Genomic DNA, 17,908 nt, shown 5'->3' on the forward strand with positions numbered 1-17,908 from the left:
CGGAAATGCAGCACGATCCGCCCTGACAAATGGCCTTCCGGACATACCCGTCTACGAGTCAAGGTGGGTACGGGAGCCAGATCGCTAGAACGCGTCGAAATCCAGCCTCTCAAACCATAATTCGCAGGCGCTCGCAATGCAGTAGTGGGGCCGAAAGCCATGCGCCTGCGATGAACCTGCCGCTTGCGATTTTTCCCGCAAAATCAAGCGAAAGTCGCCGAAACACGGCCGCACACAGTTGACAGGGGGATTACCGGATGTACGCACAGGCAGGGCAGCCCACAGGAACCTGATTCGCTGCGGGCCGCCCCAATCCGGCGCGGGAATGGCTTCAACATCGCCTTCAAGGCGCCCTATTGCGGTATCAGTCGACTGATGCGTGCTACCGGCGGCCTCGACGGCTGGACCGACCGAACAATCAAAGGATCGACCCGGATGGGCGCTTCGAACATTCAGGTAAGACCGAAGGCCGGTTGGCTCAGCGGGCTGCTGTTTCTGGCCCTCAGTTTCGGCCTGACCCAGGCGGCAAACGCGCAGGGCGCGGTACGCTCGGTCCATGGCGACTGGCAGATCCGCTGCGACACCCCGCCCGGCGCCCAGGCCGAGCAATGCGCGCTGATCCAGAGCGTGGTAGCGGAAGACCGCTCCAACGCCGGCCTGACCGTGATCGTGCTGAAGACCGCCGACCAGAAGAGCCGCCTGATGCGCGTGGTCGCGCCGCTCGGCGTGCTGCTGCCCTCCGGCCTCGGCCTCAAGCTCGACAACCAGGACGTCGGCCGCGCCGGTTTTGTCCGCTGCCTGCCCAACGGCTGCGTCGCCGAGGTCGTGATGGACGACAAGCTGCTCGGCCAGTTGAAGAACGCGAAGACCGCGACGTTCATTATTTTCGAGACGCCGGAAGAGGGGATCGGGTTTCCGCTCAGCCTGAATGGGCTGGGCGAAGGGTATGACAAGCTGCCGTAGCCGAGCCTACCGCGCACCACCCGCATAATAATCAAACAACCCGCCCGCCTCCGCGGACAGCCAGTCCGCCTCTCCCGTCATATAGCCCTCGACCTGTCCGCTGACGCCGATCAGGAACGAGATCGGCATGCCGTAGAGCGCGAATGGCGTGTCGAGCTCGGCGGCATCGACGCGCGAGACGAGGCCGCCTGGATCGAAGCCGATCGCTAGACGATGCAGCTTGAACTGCTTGACGTAGGGCGGCACCAGCGCGCGGTTGCGGTCGGTACTGATCGCAATGACCGCGAGATCGCTGCGGCCGCTGGCGGCGAGCCGGTCCAGCATCGGCAGCTCGGTCCGGCACGCTGCGCACCATGTGGCCCAGAAGTTCACCAGCACCATCCTGCCCTTGAACGAGGTGAGATCGATCGCGCCGCCGGCGAGTGCGGGAATCGCGACCGGCGGCACCCGGCGGGCGCCTTGAACCTGCGTGAACTGGTGGCGGATGGTGCCGAACGGCGGCGGTCCGCCGGACGCTGCGCGCACCGGTGGTGCCGGCATCGCGAGCGAGGCGCCGGCGCCAAGCATGCCGGCGACGATGGCGCGGCGGGTTGGCGCGCGAACTGACATCATGATGGGGTCTCCGCCTGGCTTGATCGCCGCATTGCTCACGACCGGATGTAGGACCAGCCGGCTTCCTGCAATTCGATGATGCGTCCGGGCCCGTTCGGCACCAGATCGACATTGTCGAGCAGGACGAGCGGATGGCCCTCGGCGCGCTCCATGCCGAGCTTGGTGGCTTCGCAGACCACGAAGCGGATGCCGGGCGTGAGCCCACGCACCACCCGCAGCAAATCCTTTACCGGCGAGGTATCGGCGCGCAGCATGTGGACGCCGGCATTGTAGGCGACGATTTCGATCTCGAACGGCTCGTTGCGCTCCTGATAATATTTCGGGAGGTTGAGCGCGGTCGAGATCAGCGCCCGCATCGTGGTCGGATCGTCGGAGTTGATCGGCAGCACCAGGCGATGCATGCGCGGCTGCACGGCCTGCCTTGTGGACTCGGGCTTCGAGACCGCCGCAACCGATCCGGTGAGCAGCAATGTCGCGGCGAACGGCACCACGAGTGCCAGCACCAGCCCGGTTGCGACCGTCAGTGTGCTGCGAGAGAGGCGCACCGCGGCCTCCTCACGGCGCGATCGCGAGCAAGGCGAACTGGCTGCGCTTGGTGTAGGCGACGATCGCGCTCAACGTCAGCAGCACGAGGGCGGGCACCGGCGAGCCGCCGATCACGAACAGATGGGTGATGGTCGCGCCGACCATGATGCAGCCGAGCAGCAGGCCGCCGAAGGCTGCGAGCGAAGGCACCAGGATCAGGAGGGCGCCGAACAGCTCCAGCGATCCCGTGAGATAGCGGAACCACTGGCCGAGCCCGATATGCTGGAATTCCTCGACCAGCATCGGCACGCCATAGAGCTTGGCGCCGCCGGCGGCGGCAAAGGCCAGCGCAAGCAAACCCCTGACCACCCACAGCGTGACGGATTTCCAGCGCGACGGCGCCGAGGCAACAGCAACTGACATTGATCTCTCCCGAGATTGTTCGAATCGACCCCAACGCGCGCCCATCTCTCCATTCGGCGGCAGGCCCGCTTCTTCCGGTGCACTAAATTCGGGAGTAAGATGAAAAGAACAAGTAGGATGCTTTTTGTGAGGCAGTATGAAAAAACTGACTAATGAGCCCGCCGAGCCTCCGGCGGCATCCGAACCGTGCAACGGCGACCTGTCGGCGCAATTTCATCGGGCGCTTTCGGTGCTGGCCGGAAAATGGAAGGGCGACATCCTCTGGCAATTGGTCGACCGCAAGCGGCGGTTCGGCGAATTGCGGCAGTCGATCCCCGGCGTGACCCAGCACATGCTGACCACCCAGCTCCGCGACCTCGAGGCCAATGGCCTCGTCAAGCGCACGGTCTATCCCGAGGTGCCGCCGCGGGTTGAGTACGAGATGACGCCGTCCGCCAGGGCGCTCAAACCGGTGTTCGATGAGCTGTACCGCTGGGCCCAGGAGCATGGTTTCCCGACCTCGGCGCAGGGAGCCGCGCAGCCGAAGCCCGAGCCGTCGAGCGATGGCGACGTGCCGGAAGACCAGCCGCTCAAGGCGGATCGGCGCTCTCAAGCGCGATGAGTTCAGGTTGAACCGTCATCGCGCTTTAGCTCTTTGTTTAAGCACGATCTTTTCGGAAAACCGCTTCGCACTTTTCCGGATCATGCTCTGATGACGACAAGGTGAGGAACTCGATAGCCTGCCGTGATCAACGGCATAGCCGCGGGCTCTCCCGGTTTGCCACCCCAAACACTATCTTTGACAGTGGCCATCCGGGTCTGAACCGGGACCGGCACAGGTTTCCGGGTTGTGAGATGAGTGTTGCGCTCGTTTCTGCTTCATTTGCCCGAAATCCCTGCTGCTCGTTCCGCACTGGCAATCAGCCGCGCTTCAGGCAAGGATGACGAGGAATCGCCAAGGAATCGCACTGCGTCGGAGTGACCATGACCAATCCTGCCACGACCTCCCTGATCGACCGCGCCAATCTGGACCGCGATGCCGTCCGCCGCGAGGTGGCGCGGGGGCTTGAAGGCGCCGACGACGGCGAGTTGTTCCTGGAGTACGGGCAGACCGAGGCGCTGGTGTTCGACAACGGCCGGCTGAAGCAGGCGACCTACGACACCTCGCAGGGCTTTGGCCTGCGCGCGGTCAAGGACGACGCGGTCGGCTATGCGCATTCCTCCGACGTGTCGATCCCGGCGCTGATCCGCGCCGCGGATGCGGTGGCGGCGGTGCGCGGCGGCTATGCCGGCAGCTTCGCCGCGGCGCCGGCCCACACCAACATCAAGCTTTATGGTGACGAGAACCCGCTGGACGGGCCGGCCTTCGAGGCCAAGGTCAAGCTGCTCGGCGAGATCGACGCCTATGTCAGGGACAAGGACCCGCGGGTGCGGCAGGTCTCGGCCAGCCTGACTGCGACCTGGCAGGTGGTGGAAATCCTGCGGCCCGATGGCGAGAGCTATCGCGACATCCGCCCGTTGGTGCGCGTCAACGTTTCCGTGGTCGCCGGCCAGGGCGACCGGCAGGAGAGCGGCAGCAAGGGCTATGGCGGCCGCGAAGGCTATGCGCGCTTCATCGAGACCAAGGCCTGGCGCGACGCCGCCGACGGCGCGCTGCGCGAGGCGCTGGTCAATCTCGAATCGGTGCCGGCGCCGGCCGGCGAGATGGACGTGGTGCTCGGCGCCGGCTGGCCCGGCGTGATGCTGCATGAAGCCGTCGGCCATGGGCTCGAGGGCGACTTCAACCGCAAGCAGACCTCGGCTTTCGCGGGCCTGATGGGCAAGCAGGTCGCGGCCAAGGGGGTCACGGTGGTCGACGACGGCACCATGGCGTCACGCCGCGGTTCTCTGTCCATTGACGACGAGGGCACGCCGACCAACCGCACCGTGCTGATCGAGGACGGCGTCCTGGTCGGCTACATGCAGGACCGCCAGAATGCCCGGCTGATGGGCATGAAGCCGACCGGCAACGGACGGCGGCAGAGCTATGCCCATGTGCCGATGCCGCGCATGACCAACACCTACATGCTGTCGGGCGACCGCGACCCGGCCGAGATCCTCGCCTCGGTGAAGAACGGCATGTATGCCGCCAATTTCGGCGGCGGCCAGGTCGACATCACCTCGGGCAAGTACGTGTTCCAGTGCACCGAGGCCTACAAGATCGAGAACGGCAAGCTCGGCGCGCCGCTGAAGGGCGCCATGCTGATCGGCAATGGACCGACCGATCTCCACAGGATCACCATGATCGGCAACGATCTTGCGCTCGATACGGGAATCGGCACCTGCGGCAAGAACGGCCAGGGCGTGCCGGTCGGCGTCGGTCAGCCGACGCTGCGGATGGAACGGATTACGGTCGGAGGAACGGGCTAGTGAGCAGCGGAAACGAAGTCGTGACGGCCAAGCCGACCAGCTGGCGCGGACAGGCCGTGCAGCTGGCCGCGATCGTGGCCGTCGTGTTCCTCGCCAAGGGCGCGATCGCCGAGCCATTTTACGTGCCGTCGGGATCGATGGAACCGACGCTGTTGATCGGCGACGCGCTGGTCGCCTCGAAATTTCCCTATGGCTACGGCGCGGCGTCGCTGCCGATCCAGATCACGCTGCCGGAAACCGGCCGGGTGTTCGGCGAGACGCCGAAGCGCGGCGACGTCGTCGTGTTCCGCTGGCCGGGCGACCGCTCGCAAGCCTGGGTCAAGCGTGTGGTCGGGCTGCCCGGCGATCGCATCCAGATGCGGCAGGGTCAGCTCTTCATCAACGATCATCCGGCGGCGCTGAAGCCCGACGGCACCGGCTTTGCCGAAGACGATCGCGGCGGCGGCGAGGAGGCCTATCGCTATATCGAGACGCTGCCGAACGGCGTTAGCCATGCGATCTTCAAGATCCGCGACAATGGCCGGCTCGACAACACGCAAGAGGTGACGGTGCCTCCCGGCAATCTGTTCGTGCTCGGCGACAACAGGGACAATTCCGCCGACAGCCGCGTGCCGGTGCGCGACGGCGGCGTCGGCCTCCTGCCGATCGACAATCTGATCGGCCGCGCCGACGCAGTGGTCGGCTCCTGGGACATGGGCATCCGCAGCCAGCCGGTCTGGACCTGGCTGTCCGGCTTCCGCCTCGCGCGCTTCTTCACCTCGGTGCAGTGAGCTCACCAACCGTGACCTTCGACGACGTCAGGACCCTGGTGCTGGCGTGGCCGGAGGTCGAGGACGGCTCTTCCTACGGTACGCCGGCGCTGAAGGTGCGCAAGAAGATGCTGGCGCGGCTCAAGGAGGACGGCGACAGCCTGGTGATGCCGGGCGTGCCGCCGGATGAGCGCGACATACTGGTCGAAAGCCAGCCCAAAGTGTTCTATTTCACCGATCACTACCGCGACTACCCGATGGTGCTGATCCGCCTGTCGAAGGCCAGGCGTCAGACCGTCGAGCCGCTGCTGCGCCGGCATTGGCGCACGCTGGCGTCGAAGAAGGCAGTCAGGGACTACGACGCGACCGCCTCGTCGTGACGCAAGACGGATTCCTCACGGCTGCGCTCCGCAACCCGGCCAATCAAGCGATAGCCGACGAGCTGCACCGCCTCGCTTTGCCCGATGCCTGGCTGGTGGCCGGCTGCCTGGTGCAGACCGTGTGGAACGTGCTGACCAACCGGCCGGTCGATCACAGCATCAGCGACTACGACATCTTCTATTTCGATCCGGATACGTCGTGGGAGGCCGAGGACGCTGTGATCCGCGACCTCAAGGCGCGGCTCGGCCATCTCGGTGTCGCGATCGAGGCGCGCAACCAGGCCCGCGTCCATCTCTGGTATCCCGGCAAACACGGCCTGCCCTACCCCGCGCTGTCGCGTTCGAGCGACGGCATCGATCGCTTCCTCACCGAGAACACGCGGATCGGCATCAGCCGCAGCGCCAGCGGCTACGACGTCTATGCGCCGAGCGGTTTCGACGATGTGGCTGACATGATCGTGCGGCCGAACCGGACCTCGAATTTTCCGCGGCAAACTACGCGACGAAGACAGCGCGGCGGAAGGCGCTGTGGCCGGAGATCACCGTGCTGGCGGCTCAGGGTTAGCCTGTCGTCCCTGCGAAAGCAGGGACCCATAACCACCGGAGGAAATTGCAGGCGGGATCGAGGCCCCAGCGTCGCGAAACACCGGCATTTGTGGTTATGGGTCCCGGCTCAAGGCCGGGACGACGTGTGGAGAGAACCGGCGTCACCGCACCACGCCCGAGGTGAACCCCGCCTTGCGGCGCGGCGGCTTGATGTCTTTCTTCAGGAAGCAATGCGCGTCGCGGCCGGCATAGCCGGGCCGGGCGTAGGTCCAGGCGCGGCACTTGTTGTCGGCGGTGCAGGCGGCCTGGCAGGCCTCGTCGCCGTCGCTGCTCTTCAACTCGAAATTCTTGTAGTCGCCGCCGAGGCGGTCGATCGAGGTTTCGATAGCGCCGTTGCGCGGTTCGACCACGCCCGCGCCGCGCACTCCGGACACGCAGCAATTGTCCTGCACCCGCGGCGGCACGCTATTCTTCAGCCAGCACACCGCGCCATTGTTGACGTCGTTCGGATAGCTGAAGCTCCAGGCACGGCAGCGGCGGTCGCGCTCGCAGGTGAGCGCGCAATCGGCGGGATCGCCCGACGTCACCGGCGCGTTCAGATAGTCGCCGCCAGGACGGTCGAAATTGGTCTGCGCCAATGCCGGGCGCGCGACGAAAGCCGCGGCAAAAACCGCGAACATCACCACAGACGCCCTAAAGAGGCGGCCTATCCCCATGAGATTGCTTTCAAATTCGCGCAGCCCCGCGCATCCCGCGGGCCGTCATTTGAACGCCATGAACCTGTACGGCTGATGAACGGCCGGTGCGACACCACCGCCGTCCGCGCGCGTTTCGAGCCCGGATCGGGGTTAGCCAGGGATTAGAAGGCGTATTCCTGATAGGCCGGCTCCACCGAGCCCTTCCAGGGACCGTTGAACTTCTCCAGCATCTCCTCCGCCGGCGAGCGGCCGGTCTCGATGATGCGCTCGAGCGGTTCGAGGAAGCGGCTTTCGTCGCGCCCGAGATGATCGATCCGGCCGCGCCGCCGCAATCCGGCATGCGACAGGATCAGGCACTCCTTGGCGATCTCGAACAGATAGCGGTCCTTGATCCGGGCCTTGAAGCCGAAACGCGGCACGTCGTCACGCAGCGCCTGCCGCTCCGGCGCGGTCCAGTGCCGGACGATGTCCCAGGCGGCATCGAGGCTGTCATTGTCGTAGAGCAGCCCGACCCAGAACGCCGGCAGCGCCGGCAGCCGGCCCCACGGCACGCCGTCGGCGCCGCGCATTTCGAGATAACGCTTCAGGCGCACCTCGGGGAAGATCGTCGAGAGGTGATTGGCCCAGTCCGACAAGGTCGGGCGCTCGCCGGGCAAGACGGCATTCTTGCCGGCGAAGAAATCCCGGAACGAGGAACCGGCGACGTCGATATATTCCTCGCCGCGCTTGACGAAATACATCGGAACGTCGAGCGCATAATCGACATAGCGCTCGAAGCCCATGCCGTCCTCGAACGCGAACGGCACCATGCCGGAGCGCGCATTGTCGGTGTCGCGCCAGATCTCGGAGCGGAACGACAGGAAGCCGTTGGGCTTGCCCTCGGTGAACGGCGAGTTGGCGAACAGCGCGGTCGCGATCGGCTGCAGCGCCAGCGACACGCGCAGCTTCTTCACCATGTCGGCTTCGGAGGAGAAGTCGAGATTGGTCTGAACCGTGCAAGTCCGGAACATCATGTCGAGGCCGTACTTGCCGACCTTCGGCATGTAGTTTCTCATGATCTTGTAGCGCCCCTTCGGCATCACGGGGATCTGCGCCCGCGACCAGGACGGCGTCATGCCGAGACCGAGGAAGCCGATGCCGAGCGGGGTCGCGATCTCCCGCACCTGTGCCAGATGCGCCATCAGCTCCGACTGGGTCTGATGCACGGTCTCGACCGGCGCGCCCGACAATTCGAACTGGCCGCCCGGCTCGAGCGAAATCGCGCCGCCGCCGGTCACGTCATAGAGCCCGATGATGTTGCCGCGCTCCATGATCGGCTCCCAGCCGAGCAGGAGCTTCATGCCCTCGAGCAGCGCGCCGATGCCCTTCGCGCCTTCATAGGGCACGGGCTGGTGGCCCTCGAGCGTGAACGGTGTCTTCTCATGCTCGGTGCCGATCCGGAACTCGGATTCGGGTTTCACGCCGGCTTCAAGCCACGCCACGAGTTCGTCGCGCGACTGCAGCGGCGTCATGTCGATCTGGTCACGCGCCATACGAAATCCAACTCAAGGGCGCTTCGATCGAACGCGCGCGGTGGCAGGGACATCCGCGAGCCACAACGGCTGCGGATGATGGGATCAGGACTATCATCGGGCAGGCGCGCCGTCTCGGGCAGGCGCAGCCTTGCTATCGTTCTTGGTCTCATTCTTGGCGTCGCTTTTGGCGTCGCCGCAGGAGCAGCCGAGACGGTCGAGCAGACCGCACAGCCGGGCCGCGTCGGCATCGGATAATTTCGAGCCGACATGCTTGTCGATCGCGGCCGAATAGGCGCTCCACATCTTCTTCTGGAGCTCGCGTCCAGCCTCGGTGATCTCGACGAACTGGCCGCGCTTGTCGATCTTGCATTCGCGCCGCGCGGCAAGTCCCTCGTCGACCAGCTTGTCGATCAGCCGCGACGTCGAATATTGCGGAATCAGCATCTGCCGCTCGAGCTCGACCGGGCGCAGCTCGCCGGACGGCGCGCGCGACAGCTCGAGCAAGGCGTCATACCAGGCGAGCGGCGGAAAGCCGGCCTTCTTCAGATCCTGCTCGACGCAGTCCAGCACCCGGCTCGGCACCCGCATCAGGCGGATCCAGGCGGCGGTCGCCGCGCTCGATAGCTTGCGTTTCATGGTCTAGCTCATAAGGTCCCGGAACCAGTGTACCGCACTGAATGCATCTGCATCAATCTTGACTATTTCATGCAGGTGCATGTTGGCAATCCCTCTCCGGACGCCAAGAACAAGGGAAGGAATACCCCCATGAAGCTTTATTACTCCCCCGGTGCCTGCTCCCTCTCCCCCCACATCGCCCTGCTCGAAGCCGGGCTGCCCTACGACCTGGTCAAGGTCGATCTGCGGGCCAAAAAGCTCGAAAACGGCGACGATTTCCTGCAAGTGAACCCCAAGGGTCAGGTGCCCGCGCTGGCGCTGGATAGCGGCGAGATGGTCACCGAAGGGCCGATCATCATCCAGATGATCGCCGACAGGGTCGCCGACCGGAAGCTGGCGCCGGCCCGCGACTCCAACGAGCGCTACAAGCTGCTCGAATGGCTGAACTACATCACGACCGAGCTGCACAAGAATCTCGGCCCAATGTTCGCGCCGGCCCTCGCCGACGACGCCAAGGCCTTCTTCAAGGACCGCGCCATGGGCAAGTTCAAATATGTCGAGAGCCAGCTTACCGGACGCGAATACCTGATGGGCAACCAGTTCACGGTCGCCGACGGCTACCTCTTCACGATGATGATGTGGGCGAACGACCGGCTCGGCTTCGACTTCTCCGGCTTGCCCAATGTGACGGCCTACAAGGCCCGCGTCGCGGCGCGCCCGAAGGTGCAGGAAGCGCTGAAGAAGGAAGGCCTGCTGAAGGCGGCCTGAGCCTGGCACACCACAGTCGACAAAGAGCCGGATCGCCGATCCGGCTCTTTTTTGTGGCCGCTAGCCTACTTTCGGCAACCGAAGGTGGAACGTCTCAATTTAACCCGCATTGTACCGATTAATGCTAAGTCGGTGTACTTCCGGCTGAGGGCGTTGCTGTCCTTGTTCGCGCGATCCAACTGACCGACTATGACCTGCGGCGCGCCCTCCGCTCCAACTGGTCTAAAAATGTGACGATCGCCTTTACCCTTTTGTTGACCAGCACCCTCGTTGGGCTGGCAACCAGTTTGTATTTTCGGGTTTGGACGTTGATGCTGGTGTCACCGCTGATCGCGGTGCTCGCGGCGGTCATGCTCCAATCCGACGGCTTCTCGTTTGCCACCGGCGCTCCGCTCGTCGTCGCCTGCCTCGCGTTCAGCCAACTCGCCTATCTCGCCGGCGCCTTGCTGTCGCCGGAGGCTGACGGCTCAGTTGCGGAAGAAATCGACGGCGTGCCAGGCGGCCACCGCGAGCATCAGATCCGCCGCCAGAAAAAGTAGCACCAGGCCGGTCCACAGCGGGCCTTTGCCACGCAGCCGAAGGGAAATCCGGCGCGGCCGCGGCAGCAACGCGTGTCTATCCGCGGTTCCGGCGGCACCTTCCTTGAACGCAGAACTCATCGCCCGCCCACCCTTGATGCTGATCGTCGTCCCGACGATCGCCTTTGGCGATCGTCCTCGGTGATCGTCTTCGATCAACCCGGCGATCGACTTGACGATCGACCCCGGTGATCGACTTGACGATCACCCAGCAAGAGTGATGCCAGCAGCGTGGTGGCAGTGCGGAGCAAGCGTGGCGGGAGTTTGACCGGCGTGACCGTCACGTAACGGGATCAAGTCGGATCGATGACCCGGCCTGATCCTGTCGCGATTTGGAACGCGACGAAGGCTTACGCCGCCTGCTTCTTCGGCGGGAAGCGGCCGTAGAAGGTTTCGCCCTTGGCCGCCATCTCCTCGAGCAGTTTCGGCGGCGTGAAGCGCGAACCGTACTTCTTCTCGAAGGCGTGGCAGAGCGCGACGAAGTTCTTGGTGCCCATGAAGTCGATATAGGACAGCGCACCACCGGTGAACGGCGCGAAGCCGAAGCCCAGGATCGAGCCGACATCGGCCTCGCGCACGTCGGTGATGACGTGGTCCTCGACGGTGCGCGCGGCTTCCACCGCCTGCACCACCAGGAAGCGTTGCTTCAGCTCCTCGACGCTGAGTGTGTCGGGATCGAGCCGCTTCGGCTGCAGGCCGGCGAGCCCCGGCCACAGGCTCTTCTGACCCTTGCCCTTCTCCGGATAGTCGTAGAAGCCCTTGCCGTTCTTGCGGCCGAAGCGGCCCTGCTTCTCGACCATCTCGACCATCAGCTTCTTCTGCGCCTGGTCGATCGCGTTGGGGCCGAGATCGGCCTCGGTCGCCTTGGTGATCTTCAGCCCGAGGTCGAGCGCGACCTCGTCCTGCAGCGACAGCGGCCCGACCGGCATGCCGGCCATCTTGGCGGTGTTCTCGATCACCGCCGGCGGCACGCCTTCGAGCAGCATCTCGTTGCCTTCGGAGATGTAGCGCATCACGCAGCGGTTGGCGAAGAAGCCGCGGGAATCGTTCACAACAATGGGCGTCTTGCCGATCGCACGGACATAGTCGAGCGCCGTCGCCAGCGCGACGTCGCCGGTGTTCTTGCCCAGGATGATCTCGACCAGCATCATCTTCTCGACCGGCGAGAAGAAGTGGATGCCGATGAACTTGCCCTGGTCCTTGAACTCCTCGGCCAGCGAATTGATCGGCAGGGTCGAGGTGTTGGAGGCGAAGATCGCGTCCGCCTTCAACAGCGGCTGCGCCTTGGCATAGGTGTCGGCCTTGACCTTGCGGTCCTCGAACACGGCCTCGATGACCAGGTCGCAGTCCGAGACCGCGTTGTAATCAGATGTTGCCGAGATGCGCGCCAGGATGGCGTCGCCGGCCTCCTGCTTCATGCGTCCCTTCGCCACCTGCCCGTCGACCACGGTTTTGGCGTGGCCCTTGCCCTTGTCGGCGCTCTCCTGGTCGCGATCGACAAGCACGACGTCGATGCCGGCCTGCGCCGAGACATAACCGACGCTGGCGCCCATGAAGCCGGCGCCGATCACGGCGAGCTTCTTCACCTTGGTCGGCGGCACGCCCGCCGGACGGCGCGCGCCCTTGTTCAATTCCTGCATCGACAGGAACAGCGAGCGGATCATCGCCGCCGCTTCCTTCGAGCGCAGCACTTTCGTGAAGTAACGCGACTCGACGCGCAACGCGGCGTCGATCGGCAGCTGCAGGCCTTCATAGACGCAGCTCATGATGGCGCGCGCGGCCGGATAATTGTCGTAGGTCTCGCGGCGATAGATCGCGTTGCCGGCCGGGAACATCTGCATGCCGGCCTTGGAGAACACCAGACCGCCGGGCAGCTTGAAACTCTTCTCGTCCCACGGCGCGACCGCCTTGCCGCCGCCCTTGATCCAGTCCTTGGCGGCCTTGATCAGGTCGGCCGCCGGCACGACGGCGTGAATCAGATTGAGCGCCTTGGCCCGATCGACCTTGACCGCCTCGCCCTTGAGCAGCAGCGTCATCGCATCCTGCGGCTGCACCAGGCGCGGCACGCGCTGGGTGCCGCCGGCGCCGGGGAACAGGCCGACCTTGATTTCCGGCAGGCCGAGCCGGGTCTTCGGATTATCGGCCGCGACGCGGTAGTGACAGGCCAGCGTGATCTCGAAGCCGCCGCCGAGCGCGAGGCCGTTGATCGCGGCGACCCAAGGCTTGCCCGAGGTCTCGATCGCGCGAAACGCCTGCGACATCTGGCGGCTCTGCTCGAACAGCATCTGGTTGGCGGCTTCCTCGCCCTTCTCCTTGAGAAGCTGCGCATAGCTGCGGTTCATGCCCTCGAGCATCGAGAGGTCGGCGCCGGCGCAGAACGCCTCCTTGGCCGAGGTGATCACGACGCCCTTGATCGCTGCGTCGCCGGTCGTCTGCTTGATGATCTCGCCGATCTCCTGGGTCGAGAGATCGTCGAACACGTTCATCGAACGATCAGGGATATCCCAGGTGACCAGCGCAATGCCGTCGGCGTCGACTTCGAACTTGAAATTCTTGTAGGTCATCTCTTGCTCCCTCGGTGCCAGCGGCCGATCCCAGGCGCGGCGGTTGCGTCTCGATTTCGTAGGGTGGGTTAGCGAAGCGTGACCCACCGTTTTCTTCGGGGTGGCGTGGTGGGTTACGCCTTCGGCTAACCCGCCCTACGACCCACGGCCGTCACACCCGCTCGATGATGGTGGCGGTGCCCATGCCGCCGCCGATGCACAGCGTCACCAGCGCCGTTTCCTTGTTGGTGCGCTCGAGCTCGTCGAGCACGGTGCCGAGGATCATCGCGCCGGTCGCGCCGAGCGGATGGCCGAGCGCGATTGCGCCGCCATTGACGTTGATCCTGGCGTTGTCGATGTCGAAGGCCTGGATGTAGCGCAGCACCACCGAGGCGAAGGCCTCGTTGAGCTCGAACAGGTCGATGTCCGACTTCTTCATGCCGGAGCGCTCGAACAGCTTTTCGGTGACGTCGACCGGGCCGGTCAGCATCATCGCGGGCTCCGAGCCGATATTGGCGAAGGCGCGGATCCTTGCCCGCGGCTTCAGGCCGTGCTTCGCGCCGGCCTCCTTGCTGCCGAGCAGCACCGCGCCGGCTCCATCGACGATGCCGGAAGAGTTGCCGGCGTGATGCACGTAATTGACTTTCTCGACCTCAGGATGCGACTGGATTGCCACCGCGTCGAAGCCGGCCATCGCCGCCAGCGCCGCGAAGGACGGCTGCAGCTGCGCCAGCGACTGCATCGTCGTGGTCGGGCGCATGTGCTCGTCCCTGGCGAGGATGGTCAGGCCGTTGACGTCCTTGACCGGGACGACAGAGTTCTTGAAGCGGCCCTCGTCCCAGGCCTTGGCGGCGCGCTGCTGGCTCTGCACGGCATAGGCATCGACATCATCGCGCGAAAAACCGTACTTGGTCGCGATCAGGTCGGCCGAGATGCCCTGCGGCATGAAATAGGCCGGCACCGCCATCGAGGGATCCATCGGCCAGGCGCCGCCGGAGGCGCCGATACCGACGCGGCTCATCGATTCCGCGCCGCCGCCGATCACGAGCTCATGCTGGCCGCTCATGATCTGGGCCGCGGCAAAGTTCACGGCATCGAGGCCGGAGGCGCAGAAGCGGCTGATCTGCACGCCCGGCACCTTCTCGCCGAGACCGGCCTTCAGCGCCGCGAAGCGGGCGATGTCGGAACCGGCCTCGCCGACCGGATCGACCACGCCGAGCACGACGTCGTCGACGGAGTTTTCGGGAAGATTGTTGCGCTCTTTGAGCGCCGTCAGCGGCGCCGTGGCGAGCGCCAGCGCGGTGACCTCGTGGAGCGCGCCATCGGCCTTGCCGCGGCCGCGCGGGGTACGAACGTGATCGTAGATGTATGCCTCAGGCATGACGCCCTCCTTGATATGAGGATCATAATATATAACGGAAGGAAGCGCCGCCGCACGGGGTGCGGCGGCAATTTTTCAGAACGCTTCCGCAGCCAGTTCCATCGTGGTGGCGCTGCCGCTCTGGATCCGCGCCAGGTGCACGGCGGTCTCCGGCAGCAGCCGCTCCATGAAGAAGCGGCCGGTGACGAGCTTGGTGTTGAGGTAGGGCGTCGTGCCGGCGGCGATCTTGTCCTGCGCCACCCTGGCCATCTTCGCCCACATATAGCCGAGCGCGACCAGGCCGAACAATTTCATGTAGTCGGTCGCGGCGGCGCCGGCATTGTCGGGCTTGGCAAGCGCGTTCTGCATCAGCCAGCCGGTGGCCTGCTGCAGATGGCCGAGCGCGGCGGAAAGCGGAGCAACGAACGGCTTCATCGCTTCGTCGGCGCCGTGCTCCTTGGCGAAGGCCGTGACCTCGCCGAAGAACGCCATCGCGGCGCGGCCGCCGTCGCGTGGCAGCTTGCGGCCGACCAGGTCGAGCGCCTGGATGCCGTTGGCGCCCTCATAGATCATCGCGATCCGCGCATCGCGCACGAACTGCTCCATGCCGTGCTCGGCGATATAGCCGTGGCCTCCGAACATCTGCTGCGCCGAGACGGTGTTGGCAAACCCGGTGTCGGTCAGCACGCCCTTCAGCACCGGCGTCATCAGGCCCATGTGATCGTCAGCGGCCTGGCGATCCTTGGGGTCCTGGGAACGATGCGCGACGTCGCTCTTCAGCGCGGTCCACACCACCATGGCGCGCGCCGCCTCGTTGAAGGCGCGGATGGTCAGCAGGGTACGGCGGACGTCGGGATGCACGATGATCGGGTCGGCTGGCTTGTCGGCCGCCTTGACGCCGGTCAGCGCGCGGCCCTGCAGGCGCTCGCGTGCATAGGCAACCGCGTTCTGATAGGCGACTTCGGACTGCGCGAGGCCCTGCACCGCAACGCCGAGGCGGGCCTCGTTCATCATCACGAACATGCCCTGCATGCCCTTGTTCTCTTCGCCGATCAGCCAGCCGGTGGCGTTGTCGTAGTTCATCACACAGGTGGAATTGCCGTGGATGCCCATCTTGTGCTCGATCGAGCCGCAGGTGACGCCGTTGCGCTGTCCGAGCGAGCCGTCGGCATTGACCAGCACCTTCGGCACCACGAACAGCGACACACCCTTGATGCCGGCCGGCGCGCCCTCGACGCGAGCAAGCACCAGATGGATGATGTTCTCAGTGAGGTCGTGCTCGCCGGCGGAGATGAAGATCTTGGTGCCCGTGATCTTGAAGCTGCCGTCGGCCTGGCGCACCGCCTTGGTGCGGAGCAGGCCGAGATCGGTGCCGCACTGCGGCTCGGTCAGGTTCATGGTGCCGGTCCACTCGCCGGCGACCATCTTCGGCACATAGGTCTTCTTCTGCTCGGGCGTGCCGTGCACCAGCAGCGCCGCGGTCGCGCCCATGGTGAGGCCGCCATACATCGAGAACGCCATGTTGGCGGAGATCTGGAATTCGCCGACCACCTGCGAGAGCGTCACCGGCAGGCCCTGGCCGCCATACTCAGTCGGCGCCGCCAGGCCGAGCCAGCCGCCTTCGGCGACCTGCTTGAAGGCGTCCTTGAACCCTTTCGGCGTGGTGACGTTGCCGTCGTCACTGCGCTTGCAGCCTTCGAGATCGCCGACCCGGTTGAGCGGCTGCAGCACTTCCTCGCTAAGCTTGGCGGCCTCGCCGAGGATCGCCTCGCGCACATCGGCCGACGCGTCGGTGAAGCCGGGAAGATTGCCGTAGCGATCGATCTGGAAAACGTCGTTCAGCAGAAAGCTGACGTCTTCAACGGGGGCTTTGTAGGTTGGCATGCTGGTCTCCCGGCTGGCCGTGGTCGCATGTGCGACTGACGCTGGCGCAGCTTTGTCGTTGGTTTGTTGGAGCGGACCTTATCCGGTTCCGGAGGTCCGCGGCAGGTCCTATCGAGACTGTGATTGCGACGTTGCGCCGCTTTGCTGCATCAACTGCTCGCCCATCAGCCGATGCAGCAGGTTGATCGCCTTGAGCGGACGCACCATCACCTTGAAATGCGTGATCCGGCCGTCACCATCTAAGGTGATGATGTCGACGCCGTTGAGCTTGATGCCGTCGATCTCGTTCTCGAACTCGAGCACCGCGCCGGTGTCGTTGCGCCACTCACCCAGATACTTGAAGGTCGGGCCGCCGAGAACCTTGGCGGCGCTGGTGAGATATTTGAAGGTGATGTCGCGGCCGCGCTGCGGCGTGTGCACGACCGGACTTTCGAACACCGCATCGGGATGCAGCAGATCCCACAAAGCGGCGGTGTCGTGGGACTTCATGTAGGCGTACCACTTGTCGAGGCCCGGCTTGCTCATTCGGACGTCTCCTGCGGCGGGGGTTGGGAAGTCTGAACACCGGCGCGCGCGACAAGGCGGCACGCCGATCACGATATGCATATTGACGCATATGCACAGTAATGCATAAAGTCAAGCGAACTTCAGAACGGTCTTGTCGGGAACTCAGATGGAGGTGGGCGTTGGCACTCGGTGACGCAATCCTCGCATGCCTCACGGAACGTCCGATGACAGGCTATGAGCTCGCCAAGACGTTCGATGCCTCGATCGGCTTTTTCTGGAAGGCCGACCATCAGCAGATCTACCGGGAGCTCTCGCGGCTGCGCGACAAGGGCCACGTCCAGGGCCGCGAGGTGGTGCAGTCGGGCAAACCCAACAAGCTGGTCTACACCCTGACGCCCGAGGGCCGCGCGGCGCTGAAGCATTGGGCGGCGCGGCCGAGCGTTCCGCCGTCGATCAAGGACGACCTGCTGGTCCGGCTCTATGCGCTCGACTGCGTCGACATCGAGCCGCTGCGCACCGACCTGATGGCGCGGCTCGAGCATCACCGCGACCGCTATGAGCGCTACGAGCGCCTGCTCAACAAGCGCTTTCCCGACGGCACCGCGCCGCCGGCCGATGTCGGCAAGATGCTGGGCTTGCGCATCGGGATGCGCCACGAGCGCGTCGTGATCGAGTGGTGCGAGGAGGCGCTCGACGCGCTGTCGGCGATCTCCGGTCGCGGCAATGTGCTGCCGCTCGACGACGGCAAGCGCGAGAGCAACGGCTAGAAACAATCTCAGTCTGGTCGCGGCGTGCTGCGGTCGCGCGAAGCGGAATCCTTTTCGCCGAAAAACGCTAGCCCTGTCCTGATCCGGC

18 protein-coding genes and 1 pseudogene are annotated in these 17,908 nt (G+C 65.0%); 9 read left to right on the top strand and 10 right to left on the bottom strand.

Annotation, left to right across the window (positions count from 1 at the left end):
- Positions 1-435: 435 nt before the first annotated feature.
- A complete protein-coding gene (locus G6P99_RS44040) occupies positions 436-963 on the top strand; it encodes an invasion associated locus B family protein (RefSeq protein WP_029077799.1) in 528 nt (175 codons plus the stop codon).
- A 6-nt stretch (positions 964-969) separates the two neighbouring features.
- Here the strand turns inward: G6P99_RS44040 and G6P99_RS44045 are convergent, their stop codons facing one another.
- Genes G6P99_RS44045 through G6P99_RS44055 form a run of 3 tightly spaced genes read right to left on the bottom strand, consistent with a single transcriptional unit; the run spans position 970 to position 2,523 of the window.
- Entirely contained in the window at positions 970-1,575 is a 606-nt protein-coding gene (locus G6P99_RS44045; RefSeq protein WP_035975906.1) for a TlpA family protein disulfide reductase, read from the bottom strand.
- A 35-nt stretch (positions 1,576-1,610) separates the two neighbouring features.
- Complete coding sequence (locus G6P99_RS44050; protein WP_029077801.1) at positions 1,611-2,120, bottom strand: DsrE family protein; 510 nt, start codon at positions 2,118-2,120, stop codon at positions 1,611-1,613.
- A gap of 10 nt (positions 2,121-2,130) precedes the next feature.
- Positions 2,131-2,523: a DoxX family protein gene (locus G6P99_RS44055; RefSeq protein ID WP_029077802.1), complete on the bottom strand. Its 393-nt coding sequence runs from the start codon at positions 2,521-2,523 to the stop codon at positions 2,131-2,133.
- A gap of 136 nt (positions 2,524-2,659) precedes the next feature.
- On the opposite strand from G6P99_RS44055, the gene G6P99_RS44060 reads away from it, so the two are divergent.
- From G6P99_RS44060 to G6P99_RS44080, 5 genes and pseudogenes are all read left to right on the top strand, one after another.
- Positions 2,660-3,124 (top strand): winged helix-turn-helix transcriptional regulator, encoded by a 465-nt coding sequence (locus G6P99_RS44060; RefSeq protein WP_063618900.1) that lies wholly within the window; start codon positions 2,660-2,662, stop codon positions 3,122-3,124.
- A gap of 362 nt (positions 3,125-3,486) precedes the next feature.
- Positions 3,487-4,911 (top strand): metalloprotease TldD, encoded by a 1,425-nt coding sequence (gene tldD, locus G6P99_RS44065; protein ID WP_165126516.1) that lies wholly within the window; start codon positions 3,487-3,489, stop codon positions 4,909-4,911.
- Positions 4,911-5,681 (top strand): signal peptidase I, encoded by a 771-nt coding sequence (gene lepB / locus G6P99_RS44070; protein ID WP_029077804.1) that lies wholly within the window; start codon positions 4,911-4,913, stop codon positions 5,679-5,681. The genes tldD and lepB overlap by 1 nt, the downstream gene beginning before the upstream one ends.
- Positions 5,682-5,692: 11 nt before the next feature.
- Positions 5,693-6,040, top strand: a complete 348-nt coding sequence (locus G6P99_RS44075) for an MmcQ/YjbR family DNA-binding protein (RefSeq protein WP_165126519.1) — start codon at positions 5,693-5,695, stop codon at positions 6,038-6,040.
- Positions 6,037-6,605: pseudogene (locus G6P99_RS44080) on the top strand (nucleotidyltransferase family protein). Before G6P99_RS44075 ends, G6P99_RS44080 begins: the two are co-directional and overlap by 4 nt.
- A 142-nt stretch (positions 6,606-6,747) precedes the next feature.
- Here the strand turns inward: G6P99_RS44080 and G6P99_RS44085 are convergent.
- The 3 genes from G6P99_RS44085 to G6P99_RS44095 form a co-directional block, all read right to left on the bottom strand.
- On the bottom strand, positions 6,748-7,302 hold the full coding sequence (locus G6P99_RS44085; protein WP_029077807.1) for a PAN domain-containing protein: 555 nt from the start codon (positions 7,300-7,302) through the stop codon (positions 6,748-6,750).
- Between the two features lie 143 nt (positions 7,303-7,445).
- The gene (locus G6P99_RS44090; RefSeq protein ID WP_029077808.1) at positions 7,446-8,816 is read right to left on the bottom strand and encodes a glutamate--cysteine ligase; all 1,371 of its coding nucleotides are present in this window, start codon (positions 8,814-8,816) and stop codon (positions 7,446-7,448) included.
- 93 nt (positions 8,817-8,909) lie between these two features.
- Positions 8,910-9,434, bottom strand: coding sequence for a MarR family winged helix-turn-helix transcriptional regulator (locus tag G6P99_RS44095; RefSeq protein WP_165126522.1), 525 nt, complete (start codon positions 9,432-9,434; stop codon positions 8,910-8,912).
- Between the two features lie 129 nt (positions 9,435-9,563).
- Here G6P99_RS44095 and gstA point away from each other — a divergent pair, with 129 nt between their 5' ends.
- Positions 9,564-10,181: a glutathione transferase GstA gene (gene gstA / locus G6P99_RS44100; protein WP_029077810.1), complete on the top strand. Its 618-nt coding sequence runs from the start codon at positions 9,564-9,566 to the stop codon at positions 10,179-10,181.
- A gap of 230 nt (positions 10,182-10,411) precedes the next feature.
- Entirely contained in the window at positions 10,412-10,720 is a 309-nt protein-coding gene (locus tag G6P99_RS44105; protein ID WP_224741895.1) for a hypothetical protein, read from the top strand.
- A 389-nt stretch (positions 10,721-11,109) separates the two neighbouring features.
- On the opposite strand, the gene G6P99_RS44110 is transcribed toward G6P99_RS44105, so the two are convergent.
- From G6P99_RS44110 to G6P99_RS44125, 4 genes are all read right to left on the bottom strand, one after another.
- Positions 11,110-13,323 carry a 3-hydroxyacyl-CoA dehydrogenase NAD-binding domain-containing protein gene (locus G6P99_RS44110; RefSeq protein WP_165126525.1) on the bottom strand — a complete coding sequence of 738 codons (2,214 nt, stop codon included), beginning with the start codon at positions 13,321-13,323 and terminating at the stop codon, positions 11,110-11,112.
- 151 nt (positions 13,324-13,474) lie between these two features.
- On the bottom strand, positions 13,475-14,683 hold the full coding sequence (locus tag G6P99_RS44115) for an acetyl-CoA C-acetyltransferase (RefSeq protein WP_029077813.1): 1,209 nt from the start codon (positions 14,681-14,683) through the stop codon (positions 13,475-13,477).
- A gap of 75 nt (positions 14,684-14,758) precedes the next feature.
- Positions 14,759-16,546 carry an acyl-CoA dehydrogenase C-terminal domain-containing protein gene (locus tag G6P99_RS44120; protein ID WP_029077814.1) on the bottom strand — a complete coding sequence of 596 codons (1,788 nt, stop codon included), beginning with the start codon at positions 16,544-16,546 and terminating at the stop codon, positions 14,759-14,761.
- Between the two features lie 108 nt (positions 16,547-16,654).
- Positions 16,655-17,071: a nuclear transport factor 2 family protein gene (locus G6P99_RS44125; RefSeq protein ID WP_029077815.1), complete on the bottom strand. Its 417-nt coding sequence runs from the start codon at positions 17,069-17,071 to the stop codon at positions 16,655-16,657.
- A gap of 161 nt (positions 17,072-17,232) precedes the next feature.
- Between G6P99_RS44125 and G6P99_RS44130 the strand changes: the two genes are divergently transcribed.
- Positions 17,233-17,820, top strand: a complete 588-nt coding sequence (locus tag G6P99_RS44130; RefSeq protein WP_029077816.1) for a PadR family transcriptional regulator — start codon at positions 17,233-17,235, stop codon at positions 17,818-17,820.
- The last annotated feature ends 88 nt before the right edge of the window (positions 17,821-17,908 follow it).

The organism is Bradyrhizobium sp. 6(2017) (assembly GCF_011058295.2).
Taxonomy (GTDB): domain Bacteria; phylum Pseudomonadota; class Alphaproteobacteria; order Rhizobiales; family Xanthobacteraceae; genus Bradyrhizobium; species Bradyrhizobium septentrionale.